The sequence below is a fragment of the Mesorhizobium sp. NZP2077 genome (assembly GCF_013170805.1).
Lineage (GTDB): Bacteria > Pseudomonadota > Alphaproteobacteria > Rhizobiales > Rhizobiaceae > Mesorhizobium.
On sequence record NZ_CP051293.1, the window covers coordinates 7,287,246 to 7,307,563 of the forward strand.

Here is a 20,318-nt window from a genome sequence, read left to right on the forward strand (position 1 = left end):
GTGAAGCTAACGGTGCAACGTCGTGCGGGCCAGTACCAAGGACTCAGCGAGATGCAGAATCAAAAAAGCCGCGCGGCAGAGCCACGCGGCTTTGATGGGCAAAAATCCGACAGATGCGGAGCCGGCAGTTAGCTCGCGACGCTCGCCTGCGGCGCCGTGCGCTCGGTCAACATCTGGCGCACCGCCGACATCGAGCCGGAAAGCTCGTTGATGGCGTCGTCGATAAGTGCCCGCTGCTTCTGCAGGCGGGCAAGCTGCTTCTCCGACTTGTCCAGCGCCAGGCGCAGTTGCTTGGTGTTGGAACCGGTCGGATCGTAGAGATCCATCATCTGCTTGACGTCGCGCAGCGAGAACCCGACCTTGCGGCCGAGCAGGATCAGCTTCAGCCGGGCCTTGTCGCGGCGCGTGTAGAGACGGGTCGAACCGTCGCGCTGCGGGTTGAGCAGGCCCTTGTCTTCATAGAAACGCAGCGTGCGCAGCGTCACGCCGTATTTCTTGGCCATTTCGCCGATGCGGACGAGATCCTCACCGGCTTCGATAGATGCATTGTTGGTATTGGCCGCGGTCTCGCCGGCCGAGATAAGCTTCATGGTCACTGGCTTTCCCCGTCTGGTGGCGTCGCGGTCCTGGACCATGCGTCGCCTGACTGGAAGCGGGGGCGTGCTTCCGGCCGTGGTTTCGACAAACAAAATCGCAAACAGCACACTCAAATGCGCCTTTTACGTTTACGTCAATTCTATACCGATAGCCGCCTCATGACGCAAGGGGCGTTCTAACAAGGTGCTTTATGCCGCAGCGCGGACAGCGAAGCCAACTTCCTTGCAACTTCTTAAGCTTGGTTAACGCGTTGTTTACCACGTTGGGGGAAATGTGGGCGCGTCGGCTACCCGTGTTTATCCTGTATCGAATTTTTCACGGTTTTTCGGAGCGCGGGTGAACCCCCGGGAAGCTTGTCTTCCACCGTGGCATGGAAGCGCGGTCGCCTTCGTTCCGGCAGGGACTTGGGGAGCTGGTCGCAAGCCGGCCAATCTGAAAGACGGACGCACAGATGAACAGCAAGCGGTCCTATCTCGACACACTCAACGCCGGCAGGCAGCGCAGGCCACAGACCACGCTCGAGCAACTGAACCGCTCGCTGGAGACGCTGGAACAGCGACTGGGGCAGACGCGCGAGGAGGTGACGGCGCGTCCCGCTCCGCGCCAATACGGCGCCGACCCGCGCTATCCAACCACCGATCCGCGCGCTCCCGCCGCGGAGCCGCGTTATCCCGCCGCCCAGCCAACCGCCCAGCAGCGCTGGTACGAGGATCCGCAGCCGCCGGCGCCGCGCCCGCAGAACCCGGCACCGGCTCCCGCCTTCGACCAGAACTACCAGGCCATCGCCCGCGACATCGACCGCGTGCGTGGCCAGGAAGACAGCGTCGCCATGGTCGGCAAGATCGCCGGCGAGTTGCGCGGCATGCGCGAGGAGCTGCGCCACCAGATGACGGCGGGCCTGCAGCGCGAATTCGATGCGCTGCGCAAGGACATCGATCGCGCCTTCCAGGCGAACGCCAAGCCCGGCGCGGCAGGCAAGGGCAGCGCCGAACTCGGCGTCGAATTCGAACGGCTTTCCGGCGCCATCAAAACGCTATCGGAGAAGAGCGACGACAGAAGCGTCAACCTGCTGCGGCTGGAGCTCGAGCAGGTCAAGGCCGCGCTCGACACGCTGGCGCGCGAGGAGAGCGTGCAGAAGGTCGACCGCCGCTGGGACGACTTCGACCGCCGCTGGACGGCTTTCGAGGACCGCGTCGACGCCGACCAGCGTAAACGTTCCGACGATCCCGCCCTTGCAACCCTGACCGACCGGCTGGAGCAGATCAGCAACGCCGTCAACAATCTGCCGGAATCGCTGTCGCTGCGCTCGCTCGAGGAAAAGGTCCGCACGCTGGCCGGCGCCGTCGAACACTTCGCGGGCCAGCAGGACAATCGCGGCAGCGATACGCTTGCCATGATCGACGAGCGGCTGGACGAAATTTCCCGCGCCATCGTTGCCTCGACCGTCGCGGCACAGGCCAATTCGGTCGACCACGAAGCCTTTGAACGCATCGAGAAGCGGATCGACTCGCTCGCCCGGCAGATCGAGGAAGTGGCGCAGGACCACCCCGGCAATGCGGTCATGGATCGTCTGGGCACGCTATCGAGCCGGGTCGACGAACTCGCCGGCCGCGCCAATTTGCCCGAACAGGCGATGGAACGGCTGGCCAAACAGATCACGCTGATCGCCGACAAGATCGACCAGGCGCCGGCCATGCCCGATGCCGACTACATCTTCCAGGGGCTTGAGCAGCGCTTCGACGTACTGTCCAGCATGATGGAACGCCGCCAGGGCGACGCCATCGAACAGGGCAACATGCTGTTTCGGGATCTCGAGCGCCGCCTGGACGAAGTTGCCGACCGGCTCGACCAGCGCATCGCGCCGCAAGTCGACAGCGCCGGCATCATGGAAGCCATCGATGCCCGCTTCACCGCACTCGCCACGCGCATGGAGACGCGCGCTCCCGATCCTGCCGGCGAAGCGGCGATCCGTGGACTGGAAAGCCGGCTCGAGGACATTTCCAGCCGGCTCGACGCATCGGCGGCCCAGGTGGCCGGCATCGATCCGGCGCTGATCCGTAGCCTGGAGGCGCAGGTCGCCGGCCTGTCCGCCCACCTTTCCAGGCCCAGCACCCCGCTGCCAGAATTCGAAGACATCAGCCCGCGCCTGAACGATATCGAGAAGACACTGGCCGGGACCCGCGATTCCATCCTCGGTGCGGCACGCGAGGCGGCTGAGAACGCGGTGCGTTCGCTGGCTGGGTCGAATGCCAACGCGTCGGCAGTTTCCGGGCTCGCCCAGGATCTGAAGACGCTGGAAACGCTGACGCGGCGTTCCGACGAGCGCAATTCGCGAACTTTCGAAGCCATCCACGACACGCTGCTCAAGATCGTCGACAGGTTGGGGTCGCTGGAGACCAGCGAACCGTCCGAGGCGGTAAGCGAGCTTCTGGACACGCGCCAGGACGAGGCAGTCAGCAAGCGCCGTACGCGGACCGCCAAGATGGCTGTCGAGGCGCCATCGCTGGATATCGACGAGCCGATGCCGCTGACCGGCGACATGGCCGATCTCGACGGCCGTGCCGCCGCCCTATTGGGCAACGACCCAGGCCCGCGTGGTGATTTCGGTACGCGCAGCGACCCGGGCACACGCAGCGACCCGCGTGGCGACCTGGGTAGCCGCACGCCAGCGGAGGCCGCCGCTGCCGCTGCCATGGCCGCGCTCGGCTCCGACACCATCGCCGAGAAAGATCAGCCGGCAGGCCGCAAATCGATGTTCGGCGGGCTGGCACGCGCCTTCAAGGGCAAGAAGGCGGCGGACGCTCCGCCGCTGGCCGGCTCGGCGCCAAGCGCCGACATACCGAGTGTCGATCTCGACGAGCCGCTCGATCCGAAAGTGGCCAACCGACCGCTGGAACCCGGCTCCGGCGCGCCCGACCTCAATGCGATCATGAAGCGGGTGCGCGACGAGCGTGGTCAGCCGGCCAAGCTCAGCGACAGCGACGCCGCGAAATCGGACTTCATCGCTGCTGCGCGGCGCGCTGCACAGGCTGCCGCCGCGGAGGCCGACGCCTTAAAGCGCCAGTCGACGGTGAAAGGGCCAGTGAAAGCGCTCAGGATCGGCGACCTGCTCAAGGCGCGGCGCAAGCCGATCCTGATGGCGGCCGCGGCGATCATGCTGGCGCTTGCCGGCCTGCAGCTCGGCAAGGCGTTTCTCTCGGACCCGGCCCAGGTGGCCAGCAACGACGCGGCACCAATCGTAGCCGCGCAGCCGGTGCAAACGGCATCCGTCGGCACGGCTAGCCCGCCGAAGGCGGAAACGCAGCCGGCAGCGACGGACAGCGCACCGGCCCGTCCCGTCAGGCAGGCCGAACCGTCGGTGCCGGCAAGCAAAGACGAGATGGTGGCGCAGACCGCCGTGGCGATGCCGTCGGACACGGATGCGATGGCGAATACCGCCCCGGTTGCAGAGCCCGCGGCTTCGGCCGCCTCTTCCAGCCCGAGCACTGACGCGATGGCTTCGGTCGCTCCGGCGCCAGTTGCGCCCATTGCTACGACACCGATGGATGCGACGGCTTCAGAGCCGGCCGCTGTCACCACGGGTGCGCAAGCGACGGATGTGGATGCCAAGCCGGTCGTGGCCGCGCCAACGGCGGCCAACGAGGCCACCGCCAAGGACACCACAGGTGCGGTTGCGCCGACGGATGCGCCGGCAGCGGCAGCCACGGCCAAGTTCGACATTCCGGCCGATGCCGGCCCGGCCGCGCTGCGCGATGCCGCCGCTGGTGGCGACGCCAAGGCGCTGTTCGAGATCGGCTCGCGCTACGCCGAGTCGCGCGGCGTCAAGGAAGACATGGCGGCAGCCGCGAAATGGTACGAGAAATCGGCGCAACTCGGCTTCGCGCCGGCCGAATACCGCATCGGCAATTTCTATGAAAAGGGCATCGGCGTCGCGCGCGACATCAAGAAGTCGAAGACCTGGTACCAGCTCGCCGCCGAACAGGGCAACGCCAGCGCCATGCACAATCTGGCGGTGCTGTTCGCCATGGCCGCCGATGGCGTGACTGACAATGAATCGGCCGCGCACTGGTTCCAGGAGGCCGCCGACCTCGGCGTCAAGGATAGCCAGTTCAACCTCGGCATCCTCGCCGCCAAGGGCGTCGGCATGAAGCAGAACCTCGAGGAATCCTATAAATGGTTCGCGCTCGTCGCCAAGACCGGCGACAAGGATGCAGCCGCCAAGCGCGACGAGATCGCTAACGCGCTGCGGCCCGAGCAGCTTGAGCGGGCGCGCGCCGCGACCGAATTGTGGAAGGCCAAGCCGCTCAATGCGGCGACCAATTCGGCCGACATTCCGGAATCCTGGCAGGAAGGCACGCCGCAAACGACCGCCGGCATCGACATGAAGAAGGCGGTCAAGAACATCCAGCTCATCCTCAACAAAAACGGCTATGATGCGGGCGGCGCCGATGGCGTCATGGGCGACAAGACCAAGAACGCGATCATCGCTTTCCAGACCGATAACAAGCTGCCGGCAACGGGTGCCGTCGATGAAAAACTGGTCCGGGCGCTACTGGCGCGCAAATAACAGAGAAGCGTCGTTTCCACGACGCTCTTGCCACACATTTGCCTGTTAACTGATTGAGATATTTTTTGTTTCGGCGCGGCGACGGGGTTTGGCCCCGCCGCCGCGTCGGCGCAAGGAAAAATTGGCTTTTCGGTGCGAGACTGCCGACAACGGCTGTATTCGCCGACAGGCAAACTGATCGAGACTGACGGGTGGGCATCTATCTCCCGATTGCGGAAATTTCCGTCAACGTCTTCGTGCTGCTGGCCATGGGTGCGGCGGTGGGCTTCCTGTCGGGCATGTTCGGCGTCGGCGGCGGCTTCCTCATCACGCCGCTCCTGATCTTCTACAACATCCCCCCGGCGATCGCGGTTGCCACCGGCGCCAACCAGGTCATCGCCTCTTCTGTCTCCGGCGTGCTTTCGCACATGAAGCGTGGCACGCTCGACTTCAAGCTCGGCGGCGTACTTTTGGCCGGCGGCATCGTCGGCTCCACCGCCGGCATCTACGTTTTCGCCTTCCTGCGCCGGCTCGGCCAGCTCGACCTGTTCATCTCGCTGCTTTATGTCGTGCTCCTCGGTACGGTCGGCGGCCTGATGCTGGTCGAAAGCATCAATGCGCTGCGCGCCACACGCAGTGGCGCTGCCCCGGTGCTGAAGAAATCCGGCCAGCACAACTGGATCCACCGGCTGCCGCTGAAGATGCGCTTCAGGGCGTCAAAACTGTTCGTCAGCGTCATCCCGGTGCTTGGCCTTGGTGCCGGGATCGGCTTCCTGTCGTCGATCATGGGCGTCGGCGGCGGCTTCATCATGGTGCCGGCGCTGATCTACCTGCTCAAGGTGCCGACCAATGTCGTTATCGGCACGTCGCTGTTCCAGATCATCTTCACGTCCGCCTACACCACGCTGGTCCACGCCACCACCAACCAGACGGTCGATGTCGTGCTGGCCTTCATTTTGATGGCGGGTGGCGTGGCCGGCGCGCAATATGGCGCCAAGGCCGGCCAGAGGCTGCGCGGCGAGCAGCTCAGGGCATTGCTGGCCTTGCTGGTGCTGGCTGTAGCGATCAGGCTGGCGATCGATCTTTTCGTCACCCCGCCCAATCTCTATTCGCTGTCTGCCTTAGGCCTCAACTGATGACGGGCCGCAAAGCGTTCGCAACCGCCATTGTCCTGTCACTGCTTGCGGTCGTCGTATCCGCCAAGGCACAGACGCCGCTGCCGGAGGGCATCCAGATCGGGCTCTCCACCGACAATGTGTCGATCACCGCCGGCTTTTCCGGTGCCGACCTGACCATTTTCGGCTCGCTGGAAAACCCCGACCCGCTGGTCGCCCGCCAGGGCCGCTACGACGTCATCGTCGTGCTCGAAGGGCCACCCAAGCCGGTGGTGGTGCGCCGCAAGGACCGGGTGCTCGGCGTCTGGGTCAATCTCGATTCCGAAACCTTCGAGAACGTGCCGATGTCCTATTCGGTGGCGACGACGCGGCCGCTGCAGGACATCACCGAACCGAACAGCTACAAGCAGCTGTCGCTCGGCGCCTCCAACCTCTACATGCAGCCGGCCGATGCCGGTGACAGCCCGGCGACGATCGAGGAATTCACCACGGCCTTGCGCGAGCGCAAGGCCGCCACCGGCCTCTACAGCGAGAATGTCGGCGGCGTGCAGTTCCTGTCACAGAACCTTTTCCGTGCCACAGTCAGGCTGGCGCCGAATGTTCCGGTTGGAACCCATAAAGCCCGCGCGTTCCTGTTCAAGAGCGGCCTGTTCATCAAGGAGAGTTCGGCCCAACTCGAAATCCGCAAATCCGGTTTCGAACAGTCGATCTTCCGGATCGCCCACAATTACTCCTTCCTCTATGGCGTCTTCGCCATATCGCTGGCCATGCTGACGGGCTGGCTCGGCAGGCTGATCTTCCGCAAGGATTGAGGCGCCCAAAAGGGGTTTCCCTTTCCCGCGTCATGCTATAGACCGCACCTCCCCGCCCAACGGGCAAGCACGCACAATTCAATTCGGCAGAGCGGTCCGGTCGCCCGAACCGCAGCGCACGCTTCTCCCGCGAGCGCCGATCCGCTGCCTGGCGCCAATGAGGAGGCTGCTTTGCGACCAGCATTCGCCGGTATCGATTTCGGCACTTCGAACTCCACGGTCGGCGTGGTCCGCAACGGGCAACCCCACCTCGTCGCGCTTGAAGACGGCCAGGTCACGCTGCCCAGCGCGGTGTTCTTCAACTTCGAGGATGGCCGCATCTGTTTTGGTCGCCAGGCCATCGCCAACTACACCGACAGTGTGGAAGGTCGGCTGATGCGCTCGCTGAAGAGCGTGCTCGGCAGTTCGCTGGCGCATGAAAAGACGCGCATCAAGGCGCGTTCGATCGGCTTCATGGAGATCATCGGCCTGTTCCTCGGGCATCTCAGGAAAAAGCTGGAGGAGGATGGCGGCGATCTGGTTGAGACCGTGGTGCTCGGCCGCCCGGTGCAGTTCGTCGATGACGATGCGCAAGCCGACGCGAACGCACAGAGCGACCTGGAAAAGGCAGCGCATGCCCAGGGCTTCAAGCACATCGCCTTCCAGTTCGAGCCGATCGCCGCGGCACTCGACTATGAGCAGAGGGTGACGCAAGAGGAGCTGGCGCTGATCATCGATATGGGCGGCGGCACATCGGATTTCTCGGTCGTGCGCGTCTCGCCGGAGCGTGCCCGATCCCCGGACCGCAAGGACGACATCCTGGCCAGCCGGGGTGTCCATATCGGCGGTACGGATTTCGACCGGCTGCTCAGCATCGCCCATGTCATGCCGCAGCTTGGCTATCTGACCCCGACAAAGGACGGCAAGCGCAATCTGCCGGCCAGCTATTTCATCGATCTCGCGACATGGCAGCGCATCAACCTGGTCTACACCGCCAAGGCGATGACGCATCTGCGCCAGATCCGCTACGAGGCCGCGCGCGCCGATCTCGTCGACCGCTTCATCCACATCGTCGAGCACCGCTATGGCCACGCGCTGGCGGCGTTGGTCGAAAAGGCCAAGATCGAGCTGACCGACCAAACATCAGCCGAAGTCGCGGTGAGGCTCCCTGACATGGAGTTCGCCGCCGAGATCACGCGTGACGGGCTGGACGCCTCGATCGCTCGGGATATCGAGCGGGTCAGCGACACGGTCGGGCAGACCATCCGCGACGCGCAGGTCAAGCCCTCTGACATCACCGCCGTGTTCCTGACCGGCGGCTCGACCGCGATCCCGCTGGCGAGAGAAAAAATCCTGTCGCTGGTGCCGCAGGCTTCCGTCATCGACGGCGACATGTTCGGCTCGGTCGGGCTTGGCCTGGCGCTCGACGCGCAACGGAAATTCGGCTGACTAAGACGCGCCACTCCGCTTAGTTTCCGCACCGAGATGCGCCTTGAGCGCCATCTGGGCCAGGCTTGCCTGGCGATCGCGGTGCGTGATCATGGCGAAATCGCGTTTCGGTAGTTCGATCGGCACGGACCGCAGGCTGCCTTCGGCGACGGCGCGTCCGACGACGAGTTCCGAAATGATGGTGGCGCCGGCGCCCGCTTCGACCGCCTGGCGGACCGCCTCGTTGCTGGGCAGCACCAGGAACACCTGCAGGTCGGCAAGCGAAATCCCCTCACGCCGCGCCAGATCCTCCAACACTTCGCGCGTGCCCGAACCGCCCTCGCGAATGATCCAACGCAGGCCTGTGATATCTGGCCGGCCCGGCGCGGTTTCGGCGATCTCGGGATGTGAAGCAGCGACCACCAGCATCAACCGATCGGTATCGACCTTGGCGCGGCGCAATATGTCGGATTCGGTGCGCCCCTCGACGAGGCCGAGATCGGCGGTTCCATCCAGCACGCTGGCCTCGACCTGCCTTGTGTTGCCGATGCTGACGCTTAGCCGCACCGCTGGGTAGGCCTCATGGAAGGTCGCCAGCCGGCGCGGCAGCCAGTAACTGGCAATGGTCAGGCTGGCGGCAATGGAGAGGCTGCCGGTGACCGTCTGGGAAACATGTTCCAGCACATTGCGGGCAGCGGCGGCGCGCTCGAGCACGGCCTTGGCCTCCGGCAGGAACCGGTGGCCGGTCTGGGCGAGCTCGATGTTGCGGCCGACTCGGTTGAACAGATGGACGCCGTGCTGCTCTTCAAGCGCGCGGATGGCGGCCGATGCCGCCGACTGGGAAATACCCAGAAGCTCCGCCGCCTTGGTCATGTGGCCGCGTTCGGCGACGGCGACGAAAATGCGCAACTGATCCAGAGTCATGCGCACATTAAGAACCAATATCGATCGAATTTACAAGAACAACTGATTAGACAGATCGATAGCTTTATTCTATTTTTTCAGGCGAAGTTAGAAAAAATTGGCCTTCAGGTCGCAGCGCATAGAGATGATCGGGCGGTTCAGATCCCTGCTTGCCCATTGGGCCCGTGGCATAAGGCGGCGGCTGGCCGGCGATCGCTATCACCCTGAAGAGCACTACATGCGCGGCCCCGGGCCGAAGACGCGCGCCAAGTCCGCCGGCCGCGCGGGCACCACCAGCCCATGATTAACGGACCGCGACGCGGCGCAAATTCGGCACCATCGCAACGCCCGCTTGCCGACACGCGCGCGCCCGATGAAGGCGACGGCGTCAATACCTCGCCGGATGTTTCCGACAGGATCGCCAAAACGACCTGCTACATGTGCGCCTGCCGCTGCGGCATCGACGTGCACATCAAGGATGGCAAGGTCCGCTACATCAACGGCAACAAGGACCATCCGGTCAATCGCGGCGTGATCTGTGGCAAGGGCAGTTCCGGCATCATGCAGCACTACAGCCCAGCCCGGCTGAAGAAACCCTTGCTGCGCACCGGCCCGCGCGGCTCCGGCGAGTTCCGCGAGATCGAGTGGGAAGAAGCATTCGCGATCGCCACCGAACGGCTCTCGGCCATCCGCCAGACCGATCCCAAGAAACTCGCCTTCTTCACCGGGCGCGACCAGTCGCAGTCTCTCACCGGCTGGTGGGCAGGCCAGTTCGGCACGCCGAATTTCGCTGCCCATGGCGGTTTCTGTTCGGTCAACATGGCCGCCGGCGGGCTTTACTCGATCGGCGGCTCGTTCTGGGAGTTCGGTGAGCCCGACTGGGACAACACCAAATACTTCATGCTGTTCGGTGTCGCCGAGGACCACGATTCCAACCCGATCAAGATCGGGCTGGGCAAGCTCAAGGCCCGCGGCGCCAAGGTGGTGTCGATCAATCCGTGCCGCACCGGCTACAATGCGATTGCCGACGACTGGATCGGCATCCGCCCGGGTACCGACGGCCTGTTCGTGTTCGCGCTCATCCACGAACTGCTAAAGGCAGGCCGCGTCGATCTCGACTATTTGCTCCGCTACACCAACGCCCATGTCCTCGTCGCGCAGGAGCCCGGCGCCTCCGACGATGGGCTGTTCGTGCGCGACGCCGACGGCAATCCTCTGGCCTGGGACAGGGTGGCGAAGACCTCCGTCAAGGCGGCTGACCCGGAAGCGAAGCCGGCACTGACCGGCAGCTTCGAAGTCGACGGCCGCCGCTGCACGCCGGTGTTCCAGCTGATCGCCGACCGCTACCTCGATGACAGTTTCGCGCCGGATGCGGTCGCCGAGCGCTGCGGCATTGCCGCCGATACGATCCGCCGGATCGCCGCCGAACTTGCCCATGTCGCCTTCGAACAGACGATCGAGCTGCCTATCGCCTGGACCGACTGGGCCGGGCGCCGGCACGAAACGATCAGGGGCCGGCCGGTTTCGATGCACGCCATGCGTGGTATATCAGCCCATTCGAACGGTTTTCACACTTGCCGCGCCATCCATCTGCTGCAAGTGCTTCTGGGCACTGTGGATGTCCCCGGTGGCTTCCGCTTCAAGCCGCCCTACCCCAGATCGGCGCCGCCGGGCCCGAAACCCTCCGGCAAGAGCGTCAAGCCGATGACGCCGCTGGACGGCACGCCGCTCGGCTTCGTCTGCGGGCCGGACGATTTGCTGGTCGACGAGGCCGGCACTCCGACCCGTATCGACAAGGCCTATTCCTGGGATGCGCCGCTGGCTGCGCATGGCCTGATGCACACAGTCATCCGCAACGCCTGGGCCGGGGATCCCTACAGGATCGACACGCTGATGATGTACATGTCGAACATGGCGTGGAATTCCTCGATGAACACCATCGAGACCATCGCGATGCTGACCGACAGCGACGAAACGGGCACTCACAAGATCCCCTTCATCATCTATTCCGACGCCTACTATTCCGAGACCGTGCCGTTCGCCGACCTCGTCCTGCCAGACACTACCTATCTCGAGCGCCACGATTGCATCAGCCTGCTCGACCGGCCGATCAGCCATGCGGATGGGCCGGGCGACGCCATCCGCCATCCCGTCGTCGAACCGGACCGCGACGTCAGGCCGTTCCAGTCGGTGCTGATCGAACTCGGTGCGCGGCTCGGCCTGCCCGGCTTCGTCAATGACGACGGATCGGCCAAGTATGCCGACTATGCCGACTACATCGTCAATCACGAGCGCACGCCGGGCATTGGCCCGCTGGCCGGCTGGCGTGGCAAGGATGGGACGGCGGTCGGCAAGGGCGAGGTCAACCCAAACCAGCTGCAGCGCTACATCGACAATGGCGGCTTCTGGCATCACGACTTCGCTGAGGACCAGCGCTACTACAAGATGGCCAACCGCTCCTATCTCGACTTTGCTGAGCAGATGGGTTTTATCCCGAAAGCCGAGCCGATCGTCTTCCAGCTCTACTCCGAGCCGTTGCAGCGCTTTCGGCTCGCCGCGCGTGGTCATGGCCGGGCGATGCCGCCCGAGAGCGAACGCCAGCGTATCGCGACCTATATGGACCCGCTGCCATTCTGGTACATGCCGTTCGAGGAAGCGGCCGTCGACCTCGAAAAATATCCGCTGCATGCGCTGACGCAGCGGCCGATGCACATGTACCATTCCTGGGGTTCGCAGAATGCGTGGCTGCGGCAGATCACCAGCCAGAACCGGCTGTTCGTGCATCACCGGACCGCAGCCGGCCTCAACCTTGTCGATGACGACTGGGTCTGGATCGAAAGCATCAATGGCCGGGTGAAGGGGCAGATCAAGCTGGTCGACGGGGTGAACGAAAGCACGGTCTGGACCTGGAACGCGATCGGCAAGCGGCGCGGCAGTTGGGGACTGAAGGACGACGCCGCCGAGAGCAACCGCGGCTTCCTGCTCAACCACATCATCGGCGACCAGACCTCGGCCGACGGGCAGGGCAAACGCTATTCGAATTCCGATCCGGTGACCGGCCAGGCGGCGTGGTTTGACCTGCGCGTGCGCATCGTCAAATGCATGGCCGAGGAAGCCGGCTTCACCGAGCCGCAATTCGAGCGTTTCCACCAGCCGCCGCATTTCGAACCTTCGCCCGACACGCTCCGTTTCGGTGCCGAGTTTCGGCGAGCAAGAGAGGCGGCCGAATGACCTGTCTGCCAAGTCAAAGCGGCAAGAAGCTCGGTCTCGTCATCGATCTCGACACCTGCGTCGGCTGCCAGGCCTGCGTCACCGCTTGCAAGGAGTGGAACACCGGCGGCCACATGGCGCCGCTGACCGATATCGAGCCTTATGGTGGTAACGTCGACGGCGTCTGGTTCAACCGCGTGCACAGCTATGAGCACACCACCGAGATAGGCGGGCGCACGGTCAACTTCCCGCGCTCTTGCCTGCATTGCGAGACGCCGGCCTGTGTCACTGTCTGCCCGACCGGTGCCTCCTACAAAAGGGCCTCGGACGGCATCGTGCTGATCGACGAGGACAAGTGCATCGGCTGCAAATTGTGCAGTTGGGCCTGCCCCTATGGGGCGCGCGAATTCGACACCGATGTCGGCGTCATGAAGAAATGCACGCTGTGCGTCGACCGCATCTACAATGACAATCTGGCCGAAGAAGACCGCGTGCCGGCCTGCGTCGCCGCATGCCCTACGAGCGCTCGGCATTTCGGCGATCTCGGCGATCCCCAGTCTGCCGTCTCGCAACTGGTGGCGGAGCGTTGTGGCGTCGACCTGATGCCGGAACTCGGCTATCACCCGACCAATAAATATCTCCCGCCACGCGCCCACACCCAACGCGCCGCATCGGTGCCTGCAAAGGCGCTGGAGCCGGTGCGCGCCGAAGGCGGCTTCCTCGGCTGGGTCGATCGCATGCTTTCGAACTAGCCCATGCATCCCGCCTTCTCCGTCGTCTTCTTCACCACCGCCACCGGCGCCGGCTATGGGCTGCTCGCGCTGCTTGGCGTGCTCGGAGGCTTCCAGATCATCCCGGCCGATTTCTGGCTGGGCCTCGTCGGCCTGGGGCTGGCGCTAGGCCTGATCGCGGCAGGCCTGTTGTCTTCAACCGGCCATCTCGGCAGACCCGAACGCGCCTGGCGGGCGTTCTCGCAGTGGCGCAGTTCATGGCTGTCGCGCGAAGGCGTGTCGTCGGTCATCACCTTCATCCCGGCGGGACTGTTCGGCATCGGCTGGGTGTTTTTCGGCCGTACAAGCGGCTGGGCGGCCATTGCCGGATTGCTGACAGCTATAGGTGCGATCGTCACCATCTGCACGACCGGCATGATCTATGCCTCGCTAAAGCCGATCGCCCAGTGGCACAGCCGCTATACTTTGCCGGCTTATCTGATCTTCGCGACCATGACCGGAAGCGTTCTGTTGAATGCGCTGCTGCAGGGTTTTGCTCTCGGTTCAAAAATGCTTCTGGCAGCTTCGATGCTGCTCACCTTGCTCGGCTGGGGCTGGAAACTGGCGACCTGGCGCTACAACGACACGCTTGAAATCCCAACCAATGCCAACACCGCGACCGGGCTGGCCGGCGGCACGGTGCGGCCACTGGAATGGCCGCATACCGAAGAGAATTATCTGCTCAAGGAAATGGGCTTTCGCATCGCGCGCAAGCACAGTGCACGCCTGCGCCGGATCACGCAGGCTCTGGCCTTCGCCCTGCCCGTCCTGCTTCTCGCTGCCACCTTTGCCTTGCCCTGGCCCTTTGCGGCGGCGCCGTCAGTGCTCGCCGCGACCGTCCAGTTCGCCGGCATGCTGGTCGAGCGCTGGCTGTTCTTCGCCGAGGCGAAGCACACGGTTACCCTGTACTACGGGCGTTGAGGTCAGCCTGGCCGCAGCATCGAGCGGGAGATGGCGAAGATGCGGTCGCTGCCAAGCATATAGGCCATCAGCGATTCCAGGCGGAACAGCCCGGCATAGGCGCGGTCCAGCACGTTGAGCGAACCGGTATAGGCGCCGAAAGCCGGCATGATCATGCGGCCACCGTCGCCCGCAAAACAACGCCGTCGCACTGAGCGCCCGCGCTGCACGATGCGGGCGCAGGGATGCAGATGGCCTGATATCTCGCCCTCGATGCGCACCTTGGATGGCTCATGCCGGAACAGCAGCGAACCTATAGCGAGTTCCCGTACGGTTTCGCCGGGCAGATCGGCCGGCGCTTCCGGATCATGGTTGCCGGCCACCCAGAACCAGTCGCGGCATGCCATCAGCGCTTCCAGCCGCTCGCGAAAGCTCGCATGCATGCGCTCGGCGCCGCCGCCATCGTGGAAGCTGTCGCCCAGGCTGATGACGATCGATGGCTGATAATCCGATATCACCGCTTGCAACCGCAGCAAGGTCGCGCCGGTGTCGTAGGGCGGGATCAGCGTGCCGCGCCGTGCCAGCGACGACCCCTTTTCCAGATGCAGGTCGGACACGGCCAGAAGCCTGAGCTCCGGAAAATAGAGCACGCCGCGCGGATCGCAGACCGCACGTTCGCCGGCGATGCCTACAAGATCGGCCTCACCAATCAGCGATGTGCGCGCCAGCGAAAAATTCATTCCTCTACCATTCCCGGCCCCATGGCCTCCTCGACCAGTGTCGCCGCATCCATCAGCAGTGTTTCATCGGCTTCGCCGTTCACCGGCATCTTGCCGATCTCGAGCATGATCGGCACGGCAAGCGGCGATATCTGGTCGAGATTCTTATGCATGATTCGACCCTGGATGCGCGAGAGCATGTCGGCAAGTCTGCTGACATCGAGCAGACCGGCCGCCGCATCGGCACGCGTCGCCTGCAGCAGAATATGGTCCGGCTCATGGCTGCGCAGCACGTCGTAGATCAGATCGGTCGACACAGTGACCTGGCGGCCGCTCTTCTCCTGGCCTGGATGACGCTTCTCGATCAGCCCCGAAATCAGCGCGCAATTGCGGAAGGTGCGCTTGAGAAGCCAGCTGTCGGCCAGCCAGGCTTCGAGGTCGTCGCCCAGCATGTCCTCGTCGAACAGCGCGCCGAGCGACGGCTTCCGGGCCTTGAACATCGCACCCATGTCGCCCAACGACCATATGGCCAGCGCATAGTCGGTGGCGACGAAGCCGAGGGGCCTGGCGCCCGCCCTGTCGAGACGGCGGGTGAGCAGCATGCCCAGCGTCTGGTGCGCCAGCCTGCCTTCGAAGGGATAGGCGACCAGATAATAGCGGTTGCCGCGTGGAAAGGTCTCGATCAGCAGATCATCGCGCTTGGGCAATACCGATTTATCGGCCTGGAATCGCAGCCAGTCGGCCACTTGCTCCGGCAGCTTCTTCCAGCGCTGTGGGTCGTCCAGCATGATGCGGACCTGCTCGGCAAGGTAGGTCGACAGCGGGAACTTGCCGCCGCCATAGTAAGGCACCTTGGCATCGCTGCCGGGGGCATTCGACACGAAGCATTCATTCTCGCGAATGCCTTCGAAGCGCAGCACCTTGCCGGCAAACATGAAGGTGTCGCCATGCGTCAGCGTTTCGAGGAAGGCCTCCTCGATCTTGCCGAGAACGGCGCCGCCGCGCGTAGCCGAGCCCTTGCTCCCGGCTTTGACGTAACGGACGTTGAGCGCCGGCACTTCGATGATGGTACCGACATTCAGCCTGTATTGCTGGGCAACGCGCGGATTGGAGACGCGCCACAAACCGTCCTTGTTCAAGCGGATGCGGGCGTAGCGCTCGTAGTTCTTCAGCGCGTAGCCGCCGGTGGCGACGAAATCGATGACGCGGTCGAATGTCGATCGGTCAAGGCTGGCATAGGGTGCCGCCGTTCGCACCTCCTCGAACAGATCATCGGCTCGGAAGGGGGCACCGCAGGCGCAGCCGAGAACATGTTGCGCCAGCACATCGAGGCCGCCATCGACCAGCGGCGGCGTATCCTGCGCACCGAGATAGTTGGCGTCGAGCGCGGCCCGGCATTCCAGCACCTCGAAACGATTGGCCGGGATCAGGATCGCCTTGGACGGCTCGTCCATGCGGTGGTTGGCGCGGCCGATGCGCTGCGCCAGCCGGCTGGCGCCTTTCGGCGCACCGACATGGACCACCAGATCGACATCGCCCCAGTCGATGCCGAGATCGAGCGTCGACGTCGCGACAATGGCGCGCAGCGCATTCTCACCCATCGCCTTCTCGACCCGGCGGCGCTGACCGACATCCAGCGAGCCATGATGCAGCGCGATCGGCAAGGTGTCCTCGTTGACCCGCCACAATTCCTGGAACAGCAGTTCCGCCTGGCTGCGGGTGTTGACGAACAGCAGGGTCGTCTTGTGCCGCTTGATCTCGCGGTAAATCTCCGGCGTGGCGTAGCGCGCCGAATGGCCCGCCCACGGCACACGCTCTTCGGAATCGAGGATGGAGATTTCGGGCTTCGCGCCACCGGTGACGACGATCAATTCGGACATATCACCCGGCGGGTTCTGGCTGACCAGCCAGCGTCGCAATTCGTCCGGTTCGGCCACCGTCGCCGACAGGCCGATTGTCTGCAGGCCGGGCACAAAGCTGCGCAACCGCGCCAGGCCGAGCGCCAAGAGATGGCCGCGTTTCGACGTCACCAGCGAATGCAATTCGTCAAGCACGACATAACGCAGATCCTCGAAGAAGCGCCTGGCATCGCCTGCTGCGATCAGCAGTGCCAGTTGCTCGGGTGTGGTGAGCAGCATGTCGGGCGGCACCAGCTTCTGCCGCTGGCGCTTGTGGGCGGGGGTGTCGCCCGTGCGCGTTTCGATGGTCACGGGCAGACCGATCTCTTCCACCGGCTTGGCGAGATTGCGCTCGATATCGACCGCCAGCGCCTTGAGCGGCGAGATGTAGAGCGTGTGGATGCCGCGATGCGCCTGCCCTGGCTTTCGCCTCGGCCTGACCGCCAGTTCGGTCAGCGAAGGCAGGAAGCCGGCCAGCGTCTTGCCGGCCCCGGTCGGCGCGATCAGCAGCACCGATTGGCCGCTTTGAGCCTTCGCCAACAATTCGATCTGATGGGCGCGCGGCGACCAGCCTTTCTCGCCGAACCATCTGACGAATGGCTCGGGCAGGGCTACAGTGGCATTCTGATTGGCAATGCGCGGTTGCTCTGTCACGCGCCAGAGGTAGCGCGACCGTGGGCAATCGCCAAGAAAAATCGGAACAAAAGGGGATCGTTGGGGTTCCTCGCCCCGTTTACGGGAGAAGGAAGAGGCTTACGGCCGCCGAAACCCCGTCGGCCCGCCATAGAGATAGCCGATGCGAGCCACCGCTTCATTCAGCCCTTCGCGCGAGACCAGCATGGTGTGGCCATTGGCGTGGATCATGGTGTCGGCGTCGGTCATGACGGCTACATGGCCCTTCCAGAAGACGAGGTCGCCCCGGCGCAATCCTGCATAGTTCGGGCCAGGCTCAAGGGGCTCGCCGATGCTTGCCGCCTGCATGTCGGAATCGCGCAGCACGTCCCTGCCGGCCATGCGCATCGCCAATTGCACCAGGCCCGAGCAATCGATGCCGAAGCCGGACACGCCACCCCACAGATACGGTGTTCCAAGAAATGTCTCGGCAACCGCGACATAGTCAGCGGCAACTTCGCCGATTGACCTCAGGTGACCAGCGATGAGAGCCTCGCCGGAAGGCAGGACAGCATAGTGCGTGCCGCGCGTCTCGGCGGCACCCGTCACCGTCACCGTCGATCCCATCGACAACTGTCCCGCGACCGGAAAACGCAAGTCGGGACCGGGATAGAGGAAGGTACGGGGGACCGTGACGATATGGGTTGAGGCATGGTCCCGCCCGCCCAGCATGGTGTCAGCGACATAGCCGACATAGCCGTCGCGTTCGGCCTGGATCCAGGCCCAGCCTTCGGCGACCTCGAAGACCAGGACATCATCGCCGAACAGGAGTTGCGTGTTGACACCGGCATCAGGCCGCGGCGCCTTGCGGACATCGGCGACCGACGCGGTGATCCGCGCCGGACGGCCGCTGACAAAACGGTCGGCGGTAACCTCACCTTTCAGCCTTGCATCGGCAAGATCGGAACGAAAGGCGTGAAGGCGGGCATCCCTGGCGGTCAAATCACTAACTCGGTCTAATGGCTAACTGGTCAGATGGGCAGTTCGTGCGCCCTGGCGATGATACCATCGCCGAAGCGCTCGACAAAGAGCGCGCCCTCAACCGTGCGCTTGATCAGCACATTGCGCTTGTCGAGCTCGTCACGATGGCGCGACACCAGTTTCAGCGCGCCCATCGTATCAAGCGCGCGGGTGATCACCGGCTTGGTGACGTTGAGGCGGGCGGCCAGGCCGCGCACGGTGTGCGGCGGCGGATCGAGATAGATGGTGAACAGGATGGCTGTCTGGCGCATGGTCAGGTCGGGCGCGTCTTCGCGCACCTGCGACAGCATCACTTGCTGCCACAGTCGCAAGGCCTGGCTTGGGCGCATAGCAATCGACATTACGCCAGCATGACGGCAAATTGTTTCGGTTCCGTTTCAGTTTCACCGATTTGCCGGCTCTGCTTGCGGCCCCAAATCAGCCGAAGCGTGTCGAGATGATCCGCTCCAACGCCCGAATGCCTTGCGCCTCGCCACCGGAAGGACCGTATGGGCGGTCAGCGGGATTCCAGGCGAAAATGTCGAAATGCGCCCAGCTCGCCGTCTTCTCGACGAAACGCTTGAGGAACAGAGCCGCCGTTATCGAACCGGCGAAACCGTCCGTGGTGACATTGTTGATGTCGGCGATCTTCGACGAGAGTTTCGCATCGTAGGGCCGCCACAGCGGCATGCGCCACAGCGGATCCTCGACCGCCAGCGATGCCGCCGCCAGCTCCGAGGCAAGTGCGTCGTCACCGGTGTAGAAAGGCGGCAGATCAGGGCCAAGCGCGACACGGGCGGCTCCGGTCAGCGTCGCCATGTCGACCAGGAGCTGCGGCTCCTCGTCATCGGCCAGCGCCAGGGCGTCGCCGAGCACGAGCCTCCCTTCAGCGTCCGTGTTGCCGATCTCGACAGTGATACCCTTGCGGCTCGCCAGCACGTCACCCGGCCTGAAGGCATTGCCGGCAATCGAATTCTCAACTGCCGGGATCAGCACGCGCAGCCGCACATTCAGCCTGGCCGCCATGATCATCGAGGCCAGGCCAAGCACGTTGGCCGCGCCGCCCATGTCCTTCTTCATCAGCAGCATGCCGGACGACGGCTTGATGTCGAGACCACCGGTATCGAAGCAGACGCCCTTGCCGACCAGCGTCACCTTCGGCGCGCCCGGTTGCCCCCAGATCATGTCGATCAGCCGCGGCGCGCCTGATGCGGCGCGGCCGACAGCATGGATCATCGGGAAATTCTGTAAGAGCAGATCGTCGCCCCTGATCACGGAGACTTCAGCCCTGTGAACCTCAGCGAGAGTCCGCACCGCCTTCTCCAGATCATCCGGACCCATGTCATTGGTCGGCGTGTTGACCAGGTCCCGTGTCAGGAAGATGCCATCGGCGATGCGGCGAACGCGCGCCGCGTCGACGCCGGCCGGCAGGTCGAAGCGCAGCGCCTTGCCCGACTTCTTGCCGTAACGGGTAAAGACATAGCCGCCGAGCGCCAGCGCGATTGCCGCAAGTTCCGGCTCGGCAGGCGTCGAGGCGAAATGCCAGTCGCCTTCCGGCAAAGTTTTCGACAGCGCGCCGAGTGCGAGCGCGCCATCCCCATCACCTATACCGAACAGTGCGCCGGCAAGCGCACCGTTTTCGCCGGGCACGGCCAGCATCCTGCCCGCCTCGCCGGAAAAGCCGTTGGCCCTGGCCCAGGCGACAGCAGATGGCGCAAGGCCCGCGGCCTCCAGACCGTCCCGGGCCACCAGATGCACCGGCAACGCGCCTTGCAATTTCGTCTCGACGAGTTCGACAGGCATTCGATG

General features: G+C 64.3%; 14 protein-coding genes. 7 read left to right on the top strand and 7 right to left on the bottom strand.

Annotated features, from left to right (window positions below; translation table 11 throughout):
* Nucleotides 1-128: 128 nt before the first annotated feature.
* A complete protein-coding gene (locus HGP13_RS35695) occupies nucleotides 129-590 on the bottom strand; it encodes a MerR family DNA-binding transcriptional regulator (protein ID WP_172234990.1) in 462 nt (153 codons plus the stop codon).
* 458 nt (nucleotides 591-1,048) lie between these two features.
* On the opposite strand from HGP13_RS35695, the gene HGP13_RS35700 reads away from it, so the two are divergent.
* From HGP13_RS35700 to HGP13_RS35715, 4 genes are all read left to right on the top strand, one after another.
* Nucleotides 1,049-5,164: a peptidoglycan-binding protein gene (locus HGP13_RS35700; RefSeq protein ID WP_172234542.1), complete on the top strand. Its 4,116-nt coding sequence runs from the start codon at nucleotides 1,049-1,051 to the stop codon at nucleotides 5,162-5,164.
* A gap of 191 nt (nucleotides 5,165-5,355) precedes the next feature.
* Nucleotides 5,356-6,279: a sulfite exporter TauE/SafE family protein gene (locus HGP13_RS35705; RefSeq protein WP_027043492.1), complete on the top strand. Its 924-nt coding sequence runs from the start codon at nucleotides 5,356-5,358 to the stop codon at nucleotides 6,277-6,279.
* On the top strand, nucleotides 6,279-7,070 hold the full coding sequence (locus tag HGP13_RS35710; protein ID WP_172234543.1) for a TIGR02186 family protein: 792 nt from the start codon (nucleotides 6,279-6,281) through the stop codon (nucleotides 7,068-7,070). The genes HGP13_RS35705 and HGP13_RS35710 overlap by 1 nt, the downstream gene beginning before the upstream one ends.
* A 171-nt stretch (nucleotides 7,071-7,241) precedes the next feature.
* Nucleotides 7,242-8,498, top strand: a complete 1,257-nt coding sequence (locus HGP13_RS35715) for an Hsp70 family protein (RefSeq protein WP_172234544.1) — start codon at nucleotides 7,242-7,244, stop codon at nucleotides 8,496-8,498.
* Here the strand turns inward: HGP13_RS35715 and HGP13_RS35720 are convergent, their stop codons facing one another.
* Nucleotides 8,499-9,401 carry a LysR family transcriptional regulator gene (locus tag HGP13_RS35720; RefSeq protein WP_172234545.1) on the bottom strand — a complete coding sequence of 301 codons (903 nt, stop codon included), beginning with the start codon at nucleotides 9,399-9,401 and terminating at the stop codon, nucleotides 8,499-8,501.
* A 279-nt stretch (nucleotides 9,402-9,680) separates the two neighbouring features.
* Between HGP13_RS35720 and HGP13_RS35725 the strand changes: the two genes are divergently transcribed.
* Genes HGP13_RS35725 through HGP13_RS35735 form a run of 3 tightly spaced genes read left to right on the top strand, consistent with a single transcriptional unit; the run spans nucleotide 9,681 to nucleotide 14,281 of the window.
* Entirely contained in the window at nucleotides 9,681-12,611 is a 2,931-nt protein-coding gene (locus tag HGP13_RS35725) for a molybdopterin oxidoreductase family protein (protein ID WP_172234546.1), read from the top strand.
* A complete protein-coding gene (locus tag HGP13_RS35730) occupies nucleotides 12,608-13,342 on the top strand; it encodes a 4Fe-4S dicluster domain-containing protein (RefSeq protein ID WP_172234547.1) in 735 nt (244 codons plus the stop codon). Before HGP13_RS35725 ends, HGP13_RS35730 begins: the two co-directional genes overlap by 4 nt.
* Before the next feature lie 3 nt (nucleotides 13,343-13,345).
* Complete coding sequence (locus tag HGP13_RS35735) at nucleotides 13,346-14,281, top strand: DmsC/YnfH family molybdoenzyme membrane anchor subunit (RefSeq protein ID WP_172234548.1); 936 nt, start codon at nucleotides 13,346-13,348, stop codon at nucleotides 14,279-14,281.
* 2 nt (nucleotides 14,282-14,283) lie between these two features.
* On the opposite strand, the gene pdeM is transcribed toward HGP13_RS35735, so the two are convergent.
* The 5 genes from pdeM to HGP13_RS35760 form a co-directional block, all read right to left on the bottom strand.
* Entirely contained in the window at nucleotides 14,284-15,000 is a 717-nt protein-coding gene (pdeM, locus tag HGP13_RS35740) for a ligase-associated DNA damage response endonuclease PdeM (protein ID WP_172234549.1), read from the bottom strand.
* On the bottom strand, nucleotides 14,997-17,531 hold the full coding sequence (locus HGP13_RS35745) for a ligase-associated DNA damage response DEXH box helicase (protein WP_172234550.1): 2,535 nt from the start codon (nucleotides 17,529-17,531) through the stop codon (nucleotides 14,997-14,999). The genes pdeM and HGP13_RS35745 overlap by 4 nt, the downstream gene beginning before the upstream one ends.
* A gap of 99 nt (nucleotides 17,532-17,630) precedes the next feature.
* Nucleotides 17,631-18,491 (bottom strand): NlpC/P60 family protein, encoded by an 861-nt coding sequence (locus HGP13_RS35750; RefSeq protein WP_172234551.1) that lies wholly within the window; start codon nucleotides 18,489-18,491, stop codon nucleotides 17,631-17,633.
* 29 nt (nucleotides 18,492-18,520) lie between these two features.
* The gene (locus HGP13_RS35755; RefSeq protein WP_140744160.1) at nucleotides 18,521-18,871 is read right to left on the bottom strand and encodes a MarR family winged helix-turn-helix transcriptional regulator; all 351 of its coding nucleotides are present in this window, start codon (nucleotides 18,869-18,871) and stop codon (nucleotides 18,521-18,523) included.
* A 76-nt stretch (nucleotides 18,872-18,947) separates the two neighbouring features.
* On the bottom strand, nucleotides 18,948-20,312 hold the full coding sequence (locus tag HGP13_RS35760) for a leucyl aminopeptidase family protein (RefSeq protein WP_172234552.1): 1,365 nt from the start codon (nucleotides 20,310-20,312) through the stop codon (nucleotides 18,948-18,950).
* Nucleotides 20,313-20,318 lie beyond the last annotated feature (6 nt).